The 16,086-nt window shown below is 46.4% G+C and carries 15 protein-coding genes; 14 read left to right on the top strand and 1 reads right to left on the bottom strand.

All coding sequences use genetic code 11. The features are described from left to right. Positions 1-748: 748 nt before the first annotated feature. From flhD to DUT67_RS08030, 14 genes are all read left to right on the top strand, one after another. Positions 749-1,099: a flagellar transcriptional regulator FlhD gene (gene flhD, locus DUT67_RS07965; protein ID WP_048259577.1), complete on the top strand. Its 351-nt coding sequence runs from the start codon at positions 749-751 to the stop codon at positions 1,097-1,099. A gap of 3 nt (positions 1,100-1,102) precedes the next feature. Next, entirely contained in the window at positions 1,103-1,681 is a 579-nt protein-coding gene (gene flhC, locus DUT67_RS07970) for a flagellar transcriptional regulator FlhC (protein WP_048259578.1), read from the top strand. Between the two features lie 133 nt (positions 1,682-1,814). Further along, positions 1,815-2,702 (top strand): flagellar motor stator protein MotA, encoded by an 888-nt coding sequence (gene motA, locus DUT67_RS07975; protein ID WP_048259579.1) that lies wholly within the window; start codon positions 1,815-1,817, stop codon positions 2,700-2,702. After that, positions 2,699-3,754 (top strand): flagellar motor protein MotB, encoded by a 1,056-nt coding sequence (gene motB / locus DUT67_RS07980; RefSeq protein ID WP_048259580.1) that lies wholly within the window; start codon positions 2,699-2,701, stop codon positions 3,752-3,754. Before motA ends, motB begins: the two co-directional genes overlap by 4 nt. Before the next feature lie 39 nt (positions 3,755-3,793). Continuing rightward, positions 3,794-5,779, top strand: a complete 1,986-nt coding sequence (cheA, locus tag DUT67_RS07985; RefSeq protein WP_189315238.1) for a chemotaxis protein CheA — start codon at positions 3,794-3,796, stop codon at positions 5,777-5,779. 31 nt (positions 5,780-5,810) lie between these two features. Then, positions 5,811-6,308: a chemotaxis protein CheW gene (cheW, locus tag DUT67_RS07990; RefSeq protein WP_039298652.1), complete on the top strand. Its 498-nt coding sequence runs from the start codon at positions 5,811-5,813 to the stop codon at positions 6,306-6,308. 147 nt (positions 6,309-6,455) lie between these two features. Continuing rightward, positions 6,456-8,141, top strand: a complete 1,686-nt coding sequence (locus tag DUT67_RS07995; protein ID WP_048259830.1) for a methyl-accepting chemotaxis protein — start codon at positions 6,456-6,458, stop codon at positions 8,139-8,141. A gap of 533 nt (positions 8,142-8,674) precedes the next feature. Continuing rightward, positions 8,675-9,547 carry a protein-glutamate O-methyltransferase CheR gene (cheR, locus tag DUT67_RS08000; protein WP_048259583.1) on the top strand — a complete coding sequence of 291 codons (873 nt, stop codon included), beginning with the start codon at positions 8,675-8,677 and terminating at the stop codon, positions 9,545-9,547. Continuing rightward, positions 9,547-10,599, top strand: a complete 1,053-nt coding sequence (locus DUT67_RS08005) for a chemotaxis response regulator protein-glutamate methylesterase (RefSeq protein ID WP_005970716.1) — start codon at positions 9,547-9,549, stop codon at positions 10,597-10,599. Before cheR ends, DUT67_RS08005 begins: the two co-directional genes overlap by 1 nt. 38 nt (positions 10,600-10,637) lie before the next feature. Next, positions 10,638-11,027: a chemotaxis response regulator CheY gene (gene cheY, locus DUT67_RS08010; RefSeq protein WP_010301639.1), complete on the top strand. Its 390-nt coding sequence runs from the start codon at positions 10,638-10,640 to the stop codon at positions 11,025-11,027. A 9-nt stretch (positions 11,028-11,036) separates the two neighbouring features. Continuing rightward, positions 11,037-11,681 carry a protein phosphatase CheZ gene (cheZ, locus tag DUT67_RS08015; RefSeq protein ID WP_048259584.1) on the top strand — a complete coding sequence of 215 codons (645 nt, stop codon included), beginning with the start codon at positions 11,037-11,039 and terminating at the stop codon, positions 11,679-11,681. Between the two features lie 249 nt (positions 11,682-11,930). After that, positions 11,931-13,082 (top strand): flagellar biosynthesis protein FlhB, encoded by a 1,152-nt coding sequence (gene flhB, locus DUT67_RS08020; RefSeq protein ID WP_048259585.1) that lies wholly within the window; start codon positions 11,931-11,933, stop codon positions 13,080-13,082. Next, entirely contained in the window at positions 13,075-15,159 is a 2,085-nt protein-coding gene (flhA, locus tag DUT67_RS08025) for a flagellar biosynthesis protein FlhA (protein WP_048259586.1), read from the top strand. The genes flhB and flhA overlap by 8 nt, the downstream gene beginning before the upstream one ends. Next, positions 15,156-15,575 (top strand): flagellar protein FlhE, encoded by a 420-nt coding sequence (locus DUT67_RS08030; protein WP_048259587.1) that lies wholly within the window; start codon positions 15,156-15,158, stop codon positions 15,573-15,575. Before flhA ends, DUT67_RS08030 begins: the two co-directional genes overlap by 4 nt. A gap of 73 nt (positions 15,576-15,648) precedes the next feature. Here the strand turns inward: DUT67_RS08030 and flgN are convergent, their stop codons facing one another. Further along, positions 15,649-16,086, bottom strand: a complete 438-nt coding sequence (flgN, locus tag DUT67_RS08035) for a flagella synthesis protein FlgN (protein ID WP_048259588.1) — start codon at positions 16,084-16,086, stop codon at positions 15,649-15,651.

Here is a 16,086-nt window from a genome sequence, read left to right on the forward strand (position 1 = left end):
CGTATGACTTCATACTGTCAGCGACTGCAATTCATTGCCACGGCTAGATCATCCCTTTTTATATCAATAAATTAATTACTTATCTGATTTTTCACTGCTATGCCTATATACTTTGTTATTGCTGCAACAGCATGTTGGCAGGAGATAGATAAATTTTGCTTCAGAACATGCTGTTAAGTGTTTTTGGGGTAAAAAGTGTAAGTTTTTAGTGAAAGGTATAAACTTACATAATGGTGTATGTTTTTGGTGCAGTGGGTTTTTTGTATAGGTATCATTTACATAGCAAGCAAATTGTTTCTTTTTTATTATTTCGAATGCTTTTTTTTGTAACGTTTGATGTGCGATTTTGACGTAAAAATAAGCATAAAAGTGATCTGACCAGACAGGGTTAGGCTCATAATGCTTTCATTTGTGTGATCTGTGTCACATAATGGCTAAAATCATTCTTCAGCCGCGTTGTATGTGCTATGGATTAGGCGGTACAGTTGCGCTGTTTTAGGATTAATCCTATGCTTTAGCTGGAGAGGGTCTTCAGAGTAGGACTAGAAAGCAACGGATGAACGGATTCGTAGCGTGATGCGTAAAGTTGGCAGGTAACGATTGCCCGAATAATAAATGATAAAGTAGTAGCTCGCAGTATCTGGCACCGATAGTTTTTTATGCCATCAATGGAGAGTGATTTTCGAACTGGGCGATATGGTCTATCACCTAACTTATGTTTTAAACATAGCCTGTCGGGATGGGAAATATGGGTACCTCTGAATTACTCAAACACATTTATGACATTAATCTGTCTTATTTGTTACTAGCGCAACGCTTAATTAATGATGAAAAAGCCTCTGCAATGTTTCGTCTGGGAATCAATGACGAGATGGCAAATATCTTGATGCAACTGACTTTACCGCAAATGGTGAAATTGGCAGAAACTAACCAACTGATATGTCATTTCCGCTTTAACGATCACAATACAATCAAAGTCTTGACTCAGGAATCACGCGTGGATGATTTACAGCAAATCCATACGGGGATTTTGTTGTCGAGTAGCTTATTACAACAGTTAACTTCGAAAGAAGAGAACCAGCCTAAGAAAAGGGCATAAGTAATGGCGGAGAAAAGTATTGTTCAGGAAGCGAAAGACATCCAATTAGCGATGGAGCTCATTTCGCTCGGTGCTCGTTTACAGATGTTGGAAAGTGAAACTCAGTTAAGTCGCGGACGATTGATTAAACTGTACAAAGAACTTAGAGGAAGTCCGCCGCCAAAGGGAATGTTACCATTTTCAACGGATTGGTTTATGACCTGGGAACAGAATATTCATTCATCAATGTTCTACAACGCCTACAACTTTTTAATCAAGAATGGGCAGTGCAGCGGTGTTGAAGCAGTTATTAAATCTTATCGACTCTACCTGGAACAGTGTGCGCCGCAGAGCGATTCCCCACTGTTAGCATTGACGCGAGCCTGGACATTAGTCCGGTTTGTTGACAGCGGTATGCTGCAACTGTCGTCATGTAATTGCTGTAAAGGGATGTTCATTACTCATGCTCATCAACCTAAAAACAGTTTTGTTTGTAGTTTGTGCCAACCCCCTTCCAGAGCGGTAAAAAGGCGTAAACTTTCGCAAAATCTTGCCGATATAATACCTCAACTGCTGGATGAACAGGTAAAACACGCAGTCTGAGCCTGTAGCATTTGTGAATCTATCACTGTTGGTTATGAAGACGGTGGTAGATTTCTTCCTCAAGAACGTCCTGGCTACGGCTCCGCAGTTTTATCTCACGTTCCGCCCACCTTTTTTATTATAAGGATTTCTTGTGCTGGTTATATTGGGTTATATCGTAATTGTGGCCTCGATACTCGGCGGTTATCTCATGGTCGGTGGGGCCTTGGGTGCGCTTTATCAACCTTCGGAGCTGCTGATTATCGGCGGTGCTGCGGTAGGTGCTTTCATTGTTGGTAACAACGGAAAGGCGATAAAAGCAACAATACGTGCGTTACCTCTTTTGGTCAAAGGCTCCAAGTACAATAAAGCATTGTATATGGACCTCATGGCTTTGCTCTTTCGTGTGATGGCCAAATCCCGCCAACAAGGCATGCTTTCCCTGGAATTTGATATTGATAATCCTCGTGAAAGTGAAATCTTCTCAAGCTATCCTAATATCCTTTCCGACAACAATATTGTTGAGTTTATCACCGATTATTTGCGTTTGATGGTCAGCGGTAACATGAATGCGTTTGAGATTGAAACGCTGATGGATGAAGAGATCGAAACGGTTGAACACGAAAGTGAAGTGCCTGCGTCTAGTTTGACGATGATGGGGGACGGTCTCCCTGCGTTTGGTATCGTCGCTGCAGTTATGGGTGTTGTTCACTCACTAGCCTATGTTGACCGGCCTGCCGCTGAATTAGGGATGATGATCGCCCACGCGATGGTGGGAACCTTCCTTGGTATTCTACTGGCTTACGGCTTTGTCTCTCCATTGGCTGCTTTACTGCGCCAGAAAAATGCAGAAAAAATCAAAGTATTGCAGTGCATTAAAGTCACGCTACTGTCGAGCCTTAATGGCTATGCTCCGCAAATTGCCGTTGAGTTTGGGCGCAAAACGTTGTACTCGACGGAGCGTCCTTCCTTTACCGAATTGGAAGAGCACATTCGTCGAGTGAAATCACCGACTCAGCAAGCGTCGGACAGTAACGCATGAAACATCAGCATCCCATTATTCGCAAAAAGCGTAAGTCTGGACATGGGGGCCACCATGGTGGCTCCTGGAAGATTGCCTACGCTGACTTTATGACAGCAATGATGGCATTGTTTCTGGTAATGTGGCTTATCGCAATTTCTACGCCAATGCAGTTGGCGCAAATCGCAGAGTATTTTCGTACTCCGCTAAAGGTTGCGTTAACGTCAGGCTCTAAATCAAGCGACAGTTCCAGCCCGATTCCCGGTGGAGGGAATGATCCGACTCAGCAAGATGGTGAAGTGAAAAAGTCCATCAAAACGGATAACGTAGAAAAGAAGTTGGATGAAGTTCGGCTCAATAGGCTGCGTGAACGCTTGGATCAGTTAATTGAGGCCGATCCTCGATTACGCGCACTCCGTCCGCATCTATTAATTGAAATGATTGAGGAAGGATTACGCATCCAAATCATCGATAGCCAAAACCGTCCAATGTTTAAAACCGGTAGTGCGCAGGTTGAGCCTTATATGCGAGATATCCTGCGCGCGATAGCCCCTATTCTGAATGACTTCCCTAATAAGCTGAGTATTTCCGGTCATACCGATGATGTTCAGTATACGACAGGGGAGCGTGGTTATAGTAACTGGGAATTGTCTGCAGATCGTGCCAATGCATCACGCCGAGAGCTTATTTGGGGTGGTTTGTCTGATGGAAAGGTTTTGCGAGTTGTTGGTATGGCTGCGACAATGAGCCTCAAACAGGCGGCAAGTGGAAATGATGCGATTAACCGACGCATTAGTTTGTTGGTATTGAGCAGACAAGCGCAAAAAGACATTGAAGAAGAAAATGCAGAAAGCTCTGCTGTAAATATAGACAAGGTGGAAAATTTACAAAATATGGGGTTGGATAAGCCTAAACCTACCACTCCGGCTGCCGAAAATAGTGATAACAACAATACGAGTGGAAGTGGTGGAGCATCGCCACAACCAACTAATGGAGTTCCTGCTCCAGAGCGTCAACAGCCAACCACCGCGTTGCCTGCTGCGCCCGATAGCCAGGCGACGCCTTCTCAATAAGCCGCGATTCACAGCAGAGGTGACCACGTGAGCATGGACATGAGTGCTTTCTATCAAACATTCTTTGATGAAGCAGATGAATTACTGGCAGATATGGAACAACACTTATTATTGTTGGATCCATCAGAGCCCGATACCGAGCAATTGAATGCGATTTTCCGTGCGGCTCACTCTATAAAAGGAGGTGCTGGTACATTCGGTTTTAAAGCATTGCAGGAAACTACGCACCTTTTAGAAAACCTACTCGATGGGGCAAGACGTGGCGAAATGCGTCTTAGCACTGATATCATCAACCTGTTTCTGGAAACAAAAGACATTATGCAGGATCAGTTGGACGCTTATAAAACCGCACAGGAACCCAACGCTGAAAGCTTTGAGTACATCTGTCAGGCTCTGCGCCAGCTTGCTCTGGAGTCTAAAGCTGATGATGATGCAGCCCAGCATGACACCTCGACTGCAACGCACTCTACCAGTCCGTCATCTAATGGCGCGGGTAAGGGCGAAATGCGTATCGCACTAAGCGGCCTGAAATCTCAGGAAATACCTCAGATGCTGGAAGAACTCGGCAATTTGGGAACCGTTAAAGATCCTCACCAGACTGACACTAGCGTAGAAGTGACATTGGTCACGTCTGAAAGTGAAGACGATATTAGTGCAGTGCTGTGTTTTGTTCTCGAACCTGAGCAAATCAGTTTTAAACCTGCCGTAACCAGCCAACCTGCCGTCGCTGAAGTCGTGGAGACATTAGCGGTGGTTGAAGCAGCGCCGGTAACGCCTGCACCAGTTGCTGCAAAACCGCAATCTGCACCGGAAAATGGAAGAAATAAAGCAAAGACCGGTGATACCAGTATTCGTGTAGCGGTAGAGAAGGTCGATCAACTGATCAACCTCGTTGGTGAGTTAGTCATTACGCAATCGATGTTGGCACAGCGCTCAAGTGAACTCGATCCTGTGGCGCATGGCGACCTACTCAACAGTATGGGTCAGTTGGAACGTAACGCTCGCGATCTGCAAGAGTCCGTTATGTCGATCCGTATGATGCCGATGGAATATGTATTCAGCCGTTTCCCTCGTTTGGTCCGTGACTTGGCTGCCAAATTGGATAAGCAGGTCGAGCTAACGCTGATGGGGAGTTCGACTGAGTTGGATAAGAGTTTGATCGAACGTATTATCGATCCTCTAACACACTTGGTGCGTAACAGCCTCGATCACGGTATCGAATCTCCAGATAAGCGCGTTGCTGCCGGTAAGGCTGCAGTGGGTAATCTGACGCTTTCTGCGGAACATCAGGGCGGTAACATCTGTATTGAAGTTATCGACGATGGGGCAGGGCTCAACCGTGAGAGAATTCTGGCTAAAGCTTTGTCCCAAGGGTTGGCAGTAAACGACTCGATGTCTGATGAAGAAGTGGGCATGTTGATCTTTGCTCCAGGTTTCTCCACCGCTGAGAAGGTCACGGATGTGTCTGGCCGTGGTGTGGGCATGGACGTGGTGAAGCGAAATATTCAGGAAATGGGTGGCCATGTCGAAATCCACTTCCAGGCTGGAAAAGGCACGACTATCAGAATTTTGTTGCCATTAACGCTAGCCATTCTCGATGGCATGTCCGTTAAAGTTAACAAAGAAGTCTTTATTCTGCCGCTTAATGCCGTGATGGAATCCTTGCAGCCGCAGTCGGAAGATTTGTATCCGTTAGCTGGCGGAGAGCGCGTATTGCAGGTCCGTGGTGAATATTTGCCTCTCGTTGAACTGTTCCATATCTTTGATGTGGATGGCGCTAAAACGGATGCTACGCAGGGTATTGTTGTTATTCTGCAAAGTGCAGGTCGACGCTATGCCTTGTTGGTCGATCAGTTGATTGGGCAACATCAGGTCGTCGTTAAAAACCTGGAAAGTAATTATCGCAAGGTACCAGGCGTTTCAGCCGCTACCATTCTCGGTGATGGTAGCGTTGCGCTGATTGTGGATGTTTCAGCGTTACAAGCGCTTAATCGTGAAAAGCGTGTGGTTGAAACCGCTGCTTAATAAAACAGATCGTTAATAAAGGGTGGAAAACATGACTGGACTTGCAAGCGTCACCAAATTAACCGGCGAAACAGTAGGACAGGAATTCCTGATTTTTACGCTGGGTGACGAAGAGTACGGCGTTGATATTTTAAAAGTACAAGAGATTCGCGGTTATGACCAGGTAACGCGTATCGCCAACACACCTTCCTTCATTAAAGGTGTCACTAACCTACGCGGTGTCATTGTACCGATTGTTGACTTGCGCGTTAAATTCGCAAAGCAAGATGTTGAATATGACGACAACACAGTTGTTATTGTTTTGAATCTTGGTCAGCGTGTAGTTGGTATCGTCGTGGATGGTGTGTCTGATGTGCTGTCATTGACTGCGGACCAAATTCGACCGGCACCTGAATTTGCTGTAACGCTGTCTACAGAGTACCTGACTGGTTTGGGTTCTCTGGGCGAGAGAATGCTGATTCTGGTTGATATCGAGAAACTGTTGAGTAGCGAAGAAATGGCGCTGGTCGATAGCGTATTGAAAGTCTGAACCATCGGCTTTCAGGGGCTACGAAAGTGGCCCCGAAAACCTCCCTTATTCATATCCTTATCCATATCCTTGTCAGTTCAAAAATTCGTAAAGATATCCAGAATAATGCCGATATTATCGGTGGTTGGTTTACTCAAAAGGCGTTATATGTTTAACCGTATAAAAGTTGTTACCGGTTTGATGCTTGTACTGGTGTTGTTTGGGGCACTTCAGCTTATTTCTGGTGGTTTATTCTTTAGTGCATTAAAAAATGATAAGGATATCTTCAGCTCAACGCAGGTTATTAACCAGAAGCGTTCCGAGTTGGATTCAGCATGGTCATATTTATTACAGACTCGTAATACACTTAACCGTGCGGGTACGCGCTTTGCCCTTGACGTAAGCGGGACGGGTGCGGGAGCTGGCGGTAAAGAACTTCTCACCTCTGCTGAAAAGCAACTTGCGGTGGCAAATGATTATTTCATTCGATATGAGAAAATGCCTCAGGATGCACGGCAGGATGACAGTATTTCTCGTGGCGTAAAAGAAAATTACGTCGCTCTGAATGCTGCATTGACCGAACTCATTCAGTTTTTGAACGCAGGGGAGTTTAAGAAATTTATTGAGCAACCGACCCAGCGCTTTCAGGATAACTTTGAAAAAGCGTATTACGCCTATAAAGCAGAAAACGATAAACTTTATCAGGCTGGTATAGCTAAAAATGATGCAGCGTATGACTCAGCGCTTTGGATTCTTGGTTCTATTATTATTCTGGTTTTTGCCCTAGCCTTGTTTTCCTGGTTCGGAATTCAGCAATTATTAATTAGGCCGCTAAATAGTATTGTTGAACATATTCGCCATATTGCGAAAGGTGATCTGACAAAAACGACAGACTTTCACAGTAGTAATGAAATGGGGATTCTGGCTGACAGTATTCGCCATATGCAAAGTGAATTTGTTTCGACGGTGAGCGCGGTTCGACAAGGCGCTGATGCCATTTATACTGGCGCTACAGAGATTAGTGCAGGGAATAACGATCTTTCCTCACGTACCGAACAGCAGGCTGCCTCGTTGGAAGAAACGGCGGCAAGCATGGAACAGCTGACGGCAACAGTTAAACAGAATGCGGAAAATGCTCGACAGGCTAGCCAGTTGGCACTGAGTGCGTCAGAGACGGCGCAGAAGGGAGGCAAGGTCGTCGATAATGTCGTCAGAACCATGCACAATATTGCTGGAAGTTCCCAAAAAATTGCCGATATTACTAGTGTGATTGATGGTATTGCTTTCCAAACTAACATTCTTGCTCTGAATGCGGCGGTTGAAGCAGCAAGAGCGGGAGAGCAAGGCCGTGGATTCGCGGTTGTTGCAGGGGAAGTTCGTAATTTGGCGCAACGTAGTGCTCAGGCTGCGAAAGAAATTAAAAGTCTGATTGAAGATTCTGTCAGCCGGGTCGATGAAGGTTCTGTCTTGGTTGAAAGTGCTGGTGAGACGATGGGAGAGATCGTCAGTGCCGTCACTCGTGTAACGGATATTATGGGCGAAATTGCCTCTGCTTCTGATGAGCAAAGTAAAGGTATTGATCAGGTTGGTCAGGCCGTAACTGAGATGGATCGGGTTACGCAACAAAACGCCTCCTTGGTTGAAGAGTCTGCAGCCGCAGCGGTTGCATTGGAAGAACAAGTGAAAGTGCTAAATCAGGCTGTTGCTGTATTCCGCCTGTCTGAAGATACGGGATCGTTCAGAAGGACGACGCAAGCAACAATGGGTCAGAAACCTGTATTGTTGTCTCCATCGGTGAATGGCGGCAAAAAAGCGAAACAAGGTTCATCAACTGACAATTGGGAAACCTTCTGATAGAAACCGTGGTATAGGCTATAAATAAGCCAAGATGCATTAACGCTGTGACTGAATACATCCCCAGCCGCTTACATGTAGGTGGCTGGGTGATTGTTTACTCGCCATAATTTAAAAAATGAATATGCGAGTCATTTATCGGTGTGCACTTGGATTATCGTAAGGTGGTGCTTGGTACTTTGCGGTATGGTAATTCATGGTATTGTTCAATCTGTAACTTGTGTTATGGATGTGATGGGGTGAGGTCGGCTTTGGTATTAAGGCCAAAAATATTAAGGCCAAAAAGCAAAGCAAGCAGGTAGCACAGCTGTGATGAGAGGGACAACGCCACCCGACAGCATGTGGCTTTGGTAGAACAAGCACGCTGAGCGGTTCAGCTTTCAGAACTTGCGGGGTGTATTACCAATACAGTGTCAGTTTTAATCGCAATGCGATAAATAATTGACGAATGACAATAAAAACCTGCGTTAGCTGTAAAGGAAAGTTCAGATTGAAAAACACCATAGCAAAAAACAAGATTAGAGCGGTTTGATATGAAAACTACACCATCGCAAAATCGCCCTGAATCTGCTTCTATTCTGACGCAGATGGTTGACAGGTTGCCGTTGTCGGACACACATTTTCGCCGAATCAGCCAATTAATATATCAGCGCGCCGGCATTGTTCTCGCCGATCACAAACGAGAAATGGTTTATAACCGTTTGGTCAGACGTCTTCGTTTATTGGGTATCAATGACTTTGGTCAGTATTTAGCCTTACTGGAGTCAGATCCTAACAGCGCGGAATGGCAAGCCTTTGTTAATGCATTAACGACTAACCTGACAGCATTTTTCCGCGAAGCCCACCATTTCCCTATATTAGCTGAGCATGCCAAAAAACGTCCCAATGGCTACACCATCTGGAGTACGGCAGCATCTACAGGGGAAGAACCTTATTCATTGGCGATGACACTTGCCGAGGTCTTAGGTAATAAAGCGAGTGGATGTCAGGTATGGGCCAGTGACATTGATACCCAAGTGTTAGAAAAAGCAACGGCGGGAATCTATCGCCAGGAAGAGCTGCGCTCTCTTTCTCCACAGCAACTACAGCGGTTTTTTTTACGTGGTACTGGGCCGCATAGCGGTTTGGTTCGCGTTCGCCCTGAGCTTGCGTCCATGGTGCATTTCCAACAACTAAATCTGCTCGCACCCGATTGGTCTGTCCCCGCGCCATTCGATGCTATTTTTTGTCGCAATGTGATGATTTATTTCGATAAAGAAACTCAAGAGCGTATTCTCCGTCGATTCGTCCCGATGCTTAAACCGGGTGGGTTGTTATTTGCTGGGCATTCAGAGAATTTCAGCCAGATCAGTCGTGAATTCTATTTGCGTGGGCAAACTGTATATGGGCTGGCTAAGGAAAGATAATGAGCAAGATAAGAGTATTATGCGTTGATGATTCTGCCCTAATGCGTCAGATCATGACTGAAATAATTAATAGCCATCCTGATATGGAAGTTGTAGCGACTGCGCCAGATCCATTAGTTGCTCGTGATTTGATTAAAAAATTCAATCCTCAGGTATTAACGCTAGACGTTGAAATGCCGCGCATGGACGGGCTGGATTTTCTTGAAAAGCTTATGCGTTTGCGCCCGATGCCTGTTGTAATGGTGTCATCCTTAACGGGGAAAGGTTCTGAAATTACGCTTCGCGCTCTAGAACTTGGTGCTATTGATTTTGTCACCAAACCGCAGCTAGGTATCCGCGAGGGGATGCTTGCGTACAGCGAATTGATTGCGGAAAAGATTCGCATGGCAGCGAAGGCGCGCCTGCCTCAACGGAGTACAGCGGCAGAGCCGACAAAAATTATTCAGCATATGCCATTGCTCAGTAGTGAAAAACTTATCGCGATTGGTGCATCGACGGGGGGAACGGAAGCGATACGGCATGTATTACAACCTCTGCCGCCGACAAGCCCCGCATTATTGATTACACAGCATATGCCACCTGGCTTTACGAAGTCTTTCGCCGAGCGTTTGAACAAGTTATGCCAGATTACGGTGAAAGAGGCAGAAGATGGAGAACGTGTCCTTCCTGGACATGCGTATATTGCGCCGGGCGCGCGCCATCTTGAGTTGGCGCGTAGTGGAGCAAACTACCAAGTACGTTTAAATGATGGACCGCCAGTCAATCGGCATCGTCCATCAGTTGATGTGTTATTCCGTTCGGTTGCACAATACGCTGGGCGAAATGCCGTAGGGGTAATCCTTACGGGAATGGGGAATGATGGGGCAGCTGGCATGTTGGAACTCCACCAAGCTGGTGCTTATACCCTAGCCCAAAACGAAGCAAGTTGTGTGGTTTTCGGGATGCCACGTGAAGCGATTGCGATGGGTGGCGTCGATGAAGTGGTGGATTTGCACCAGGTGAGCCAGCGAATGTTGGCACAAATCTCTGCCGGACAGGCATTACGTATATAAGCAGCTCTCGGTGAGCAATAAATATTTTAGGAGTAGGTATGGCCGATAAAGAACTCAGATTTCTGGTAGTGGATGATTTTTCGACAATGCGCCGAATTGTCCGTAACCTGCTGAAGGAACTGGGCTTTAACAACGTAGAAGAGGCAGAAGATGGCGCAGATGCGCTGAATAAACTTCGCTCCGGTGCTTTTGATTTCGTCATTTCCGACTGGAATATGCCCAACATGGATGGATTGGAGCTATTGCAGACTATTCGTGCAGACGGCGCGCTTTCTAGCCTTCCCGTACTGATGGTAACGGCAGAAGCGAAGAAAGAGAATATTATTGCTGCGGCACAAGCGGGTGCTAGCGGCTATGTAGTTAAACCATTTACTGCAGCTACCCTTGAAGAAAAACTAAGTAAGATTTTCGAAAAACTGGGTATGTAAGGGGATCTTATGACGCCACATATGCCGTCCGTGAACGACACAGCTTCAGCAACCGAGATCATTTCGCGCATCGGCCAATTGACTCGTATGCTACGCGACAGTTTGAAAGAGCTGGGTCTGGATAATGCGATTGCAGAAGCTGCAGAGGCTATTCCTGATGCACGCGATCGTCTTGACTACGTTGTCCAGATGACTGCGCAAGCGGCAGAACGTGCTCTGAATTGCGTAGAGGCTGCTCAACCACGTCAGAACCAGCTAGAAGCTGATGCTAAATCTCTGAAGGTTCGTTGGGATGAATGGTTTGAAAATCCTATCGAGCTGGCTGATGCGCGCGAATTAGTGACGGATACGCGTAGCTATCTTGAAGATGTACCACAGCATACCTCGTTTACCAACGCCCAGTTGTTGGAAATTATGATGGCGCAGGATTTCCAGGACCTTACCGGTCAGGTAATCAAGCGCATGATGGATGTTGTTCAGGAGATTGAAAAACAACTGCTGATGGTGCTGCTGGAAAATATTCCAGAAAAACCAGATGCGCCTAAGCGTGCAAATGATGGTCTTTTGAACGGGCCTCAGATGGATAAAGGTGCTGCTGGTATCGTAGCCAATCAGGATCAGGTTGATGACCTTCTGGATAGCCTCGGGTTCTGATGAATCTTGCTTCAAGAAAAGCAGTTATCTTCTTTTTTGAAAAAGCGACGAGCACCATCGCCTTAGCTATTTATGGCCAGTATTTATGGCCATAAATAGCTAAACTTTATTTTCCTTTCCCTCCCTTTCTTTTTTACTATTCGTTAAAGAAGCGTCGGTTTTTCTCGTTGTTCCAGCCATAAAACTTTCTCGTATTTGTCATGCTAGGCAGCAAATTCCTATACCAAAAGTCGTAACAGGAACGCCAACGTGGCTGAAGATAGCGATCTAGAGAAAACAGAAGCCCCCACTCCCCAAAAGGAGGAAAAGGCGCGAGAAGAAGGCCAGATCCCGCGATCTCGAGAGCTGACTTCTGTTCTGATGATGGTCGCAGGATTGGCTATTTTGTGGATGGGGGGCGATGCCATGGCTGGAAAATTGGCCAGAATTGTCTCACAGTCGTTAAATTTTGATTACGCGACGATTGGTGATGATACCCAGATGCTCCGTCATGCAGGATCATTACTGCGACAAGCTGTGTCTGCGTTGACACCGATTATTATAGGATCCGTGTTAGTGGCTCTGTCCGCGCCGATGCTACTGGGTGGAGTATTATTTAGTGGCAAGTCATTAAAAGTTGACTTCAAAAAATTAGATCCTATTTCCGGACTGAAACGATTATTTTCTTCCCAAGCACTGGCGGAGCTTTTCAAGGCGATATTGAAGTCAGTTATGGTCGGGGTCGTCAGTACCTTGTTCTTGATACATAACTGGCCGAAAATATTACATTTAGTCACCGAACCGCTGGTTTCCGCGTTAGGTGATGCGCTGGTGCTGGCTGTCATGTGTGGCTTTCTCATTATTATGGGCCTCGTTCCGATGGTCGCTTTTGATGTGTTTTGGCAAATCTGGAGCAATATTAAGAAGTTGCGGATGAGTAAGCAGGAAATCCGTGATGAACATAAGCAGAGCGAAGGCGATCCTCATGTTAAAAGTCGTATTCGTCAACAGCAAAGAGCAATGGCACAACGTAGAATGATGGCCGATGTTCCTACAGCTGATGTGATAGTCACTAACCCGACGCATTATGCGGTAGCATTACGCTATGATGAGAAAAAAATGAATGCGCCGAAAGTGTTGGCTAAAGGGGCTGGCGACATCGCTTTGCGTATTCGTGAACTGGGGACAGAACACCGCGTTCCTATTTTAGAAGCACCACCGTTGGCGCGAGCACTATTTCGTCATTCAGAGGTCGGGCAGCACATTCCGGCCGCGCTGTATGCTGCCGTTGCAGAAGTCTTAGCCTGGGTTTATCAACTGAAACGCTGGAAGCGGGAAGGTGGATTAATTCCTAGAAAACCGAAACATCTACCAGTGCCGGATGCACTGGATTTTGCTAAAGAGAATACTACTGATGGCTAATTTGGCCTCTTTGCTTCGTTTACCGAGTAATATGAAAGGTGGCCAATGGCAAATATTAGCCGGACCAATACTGATCCTGCTGATACTTTCCATGATGGTATTGCCGTTACCGCCATTCATTCTGGATCTGCTATTTACCTTTAATATCGCACTATCAATCATGGTATTGCTGGTTGCGATGTTTACGCAACGGACGCTGGAATTCGCTGCATTTCCTACGATCCTGCTGTTTTCTACGCTATTGCGTTTGTCACTCAACGTTGCATCTACCCGTATTATTTTGTTGGACGGGCATACGGGTACCGCTGCAGCTGGGAAGGTCGTTGAAGCATTCGGGCACTTTCTCGTCGGTGGGAATTTTGCCATCGGTATTGTGGTCTTTATCATTCTCGTTTTAATCAACTTTATGGTTATCACCAAAGGTGCCGGGCGTATCGCTGAAGTTGGCGCCCGCTTTGTGTTGGATGGTATGCCAGGCAAACAGATGGCGATCGATGCCGATCTTAATGCAGGGATAATCGGTGAGGAAGAGGCGAAAAAGCGCCGCTCTGAGGTAACTCAGGAGTCAGATTTCTATGGCTCAATGGATGGTGCCAGTAAGTTCGTGCGTGGTGACGCTGTCGCTGGATTGATTATCATGGTCATCAACATTGTTGGTGGATTGATCGTCGGTGTTGTGCAGCACGGAATGCCGGTAGGTCAGGCGGCGGAAAGCTATACGCTGCTTACTATCGGTGATGGCCTGGTTGCTCAGATCCCTGCACTGATTATTTCTACCGCTGCGGGTGTCATTGTTACTCGTGTGAGTACCGATCAAGACGTTGGCCAGCAGATGGTCACCCAGCTATTCAATAATCCGCGAGTTATGGTACTGAGTGCGGCGGTGATTGGGCTCATTGGGTTGGTCCCCGGAATGCCTAATTTGGTCTTTTTGTTATTCACCGCAGCTTTGTTAGGGCTTGCCTGGTGGATACGTGGGGATCAGACAAAAGAACCTGCGATGCAACCTATTCCAGCATCGATGGAGAAGCATCAGATTATTGAAGCAAGCTGGTCCGATGTACAGCTTGAAGATCCGCTGGGTATGGAGGTTGGCTATCGGTTGATCCCAATGGTTGACGCGCAGCAAGATGGCGAACTGCTGGGCAGGATTCGTAGTATCAGGAAGAAGTTTGCTCAGGAAATGGGATATTTACCGCCCGTGGTTCATATCCGGGATAATCTAGAACTTCAGCCTGCCAGTTATCGCATATTGATGAAAGGTGTTGAGGTGGGCAGCGGTGAAGCTCACCCTGGCCGTTGGATGGCGATCAATCCGGGTAACGCGGTTGGCTCTTTGTCTGGAGACATCACACAGGATCCTGCGTTTGGGCTGCCGGCAGTCTGGATTGATAATGCTCTGAAAGATCAGGCTCAAGCTCAAGGATTCACGGTAGTAGAAGCAAGTACAGTGGTTGCAACACACTTGAACCACTTAATTGCATTACACGCCAGTGAACTGTTTGGACGGCAAGAAGCTCAGCAATTGATGGATCGCGTTGCGCAGGAAATGCCTAAACTGACAGAAGATTTCATTCCTGGTGTGGTAACGCTAACTACGTTGCACAAGGTCTTGCAAAATCTGCTCAGCGAGAGGGTTTCGATTAGGGATATGCGTACCATCATGGAAACATTGGCCGAACATGCGCCAGTGCAGCCAGACCCTTATGAGCTCACGACGATGGTTAGGGTTGCTCTGGGACGGGCTATCACTCAGCAGTGGTTTCCGGGAGATAGTGAACTTCAGGTTATTGGTCTGGAAGGGTCGTTGGAACGTCTTCTGCTACAGGCGCTTCAAGGTGGTGGTGGCCTTGAACCGGGTCTTGCCGATCGTCTGCTTGAACAGGCGAAACAAGCGCTACAGCGGCAGGAAATGTTGGGTGCTCCGCCAGTTTTGCTTGTGAACCATGCTTTACGCGCTTTGCTTGCTCGGTTCTTACATCGTAGTCTGCCAAACATGGCCGTACTTTCTAATTTGGAAATCAGCGATCATCGACAGATTCGCATGACATCAGTTATCGGGGAAGCGCATAAATGAGGAGGGTGATTCGTTCTCTTGTAGCAATAGCGTTCGCACTCCCACTTTGTGCTATCGCGACGCCAGGTAGCTGGAACGGAAGCATGCCTGGAATAAAACTTGATCATCGTGGCGAAATGATTACGACGTCAGCTTTTGTTCCTAATATGGCTGTTAAACCAGATGAAACTATTACGACAATATATTGGCGGCATGTAATTGATTCAGCGATACCCGTAGGACTTGTTGTGAAACTGTGTTCACAATCGCCGCAGCGTTGTGTTGACTTAGATGGTAGTGGAGACGGACAAACTCAGGCATTTGATGGGTTAGCGGCAAATAATGAGTTTCGTTTTGTATACTACATTGAAGGAAACGGACGTATTAATCATACGTTCAGCGTTCGTACGATCGATATTGCGGTAAACTACAAGTGATTTTTGGAAAGGGTTATTTTAAATAACTGACTGTCTTAAATGATGAAAAGTCTCTGCTAAAATGCAGAGACTTTTAGAATGTGATTTTTCTACCGCCAACGGTCACACCTTTCGACTGACCATCAGGACCATACAATCCCTGACCATGACGAGGCTTCAATATATTGATGGCTTCATTCGTGTACGCGATATGTCGACTAAGCAGAAGGCCATTATGCTTATTCTGATTATTTAGACGTCGGGTTAACTCTTGGACTTGCTGCCAGTATGCCGACAACAGTTCAATGCCGTCATAAGGCGCTTGTAACTTAAGAGCGGATTCGACTTCGTGGCGTCGCGTTTCCAAATGCTGCATCGTTGCCAGCAAGGACGTTTTCCTCTCAGTAACCAGTTGCAGAGCAATGTTATTAATATGCCCAGCACAAAGTAACGTTTGCTCTTCAGACAGAACAGCATCAAGCTCACGCAGATTACTCAGTAGTTGATCCAGAGTCGATTGCAGATTTTCCAT

Source organism: Pectobacterium peruviense (genome assembly GCF_003312355.2).
GTDB classification, from domain to species: domain Bacteria; phylum Pseudomonadota; class Gammaproteobacteria; order Enterobacterales; family Enterobacteriaceae; genus Pectobacterium; species Pectobacterium peruviense.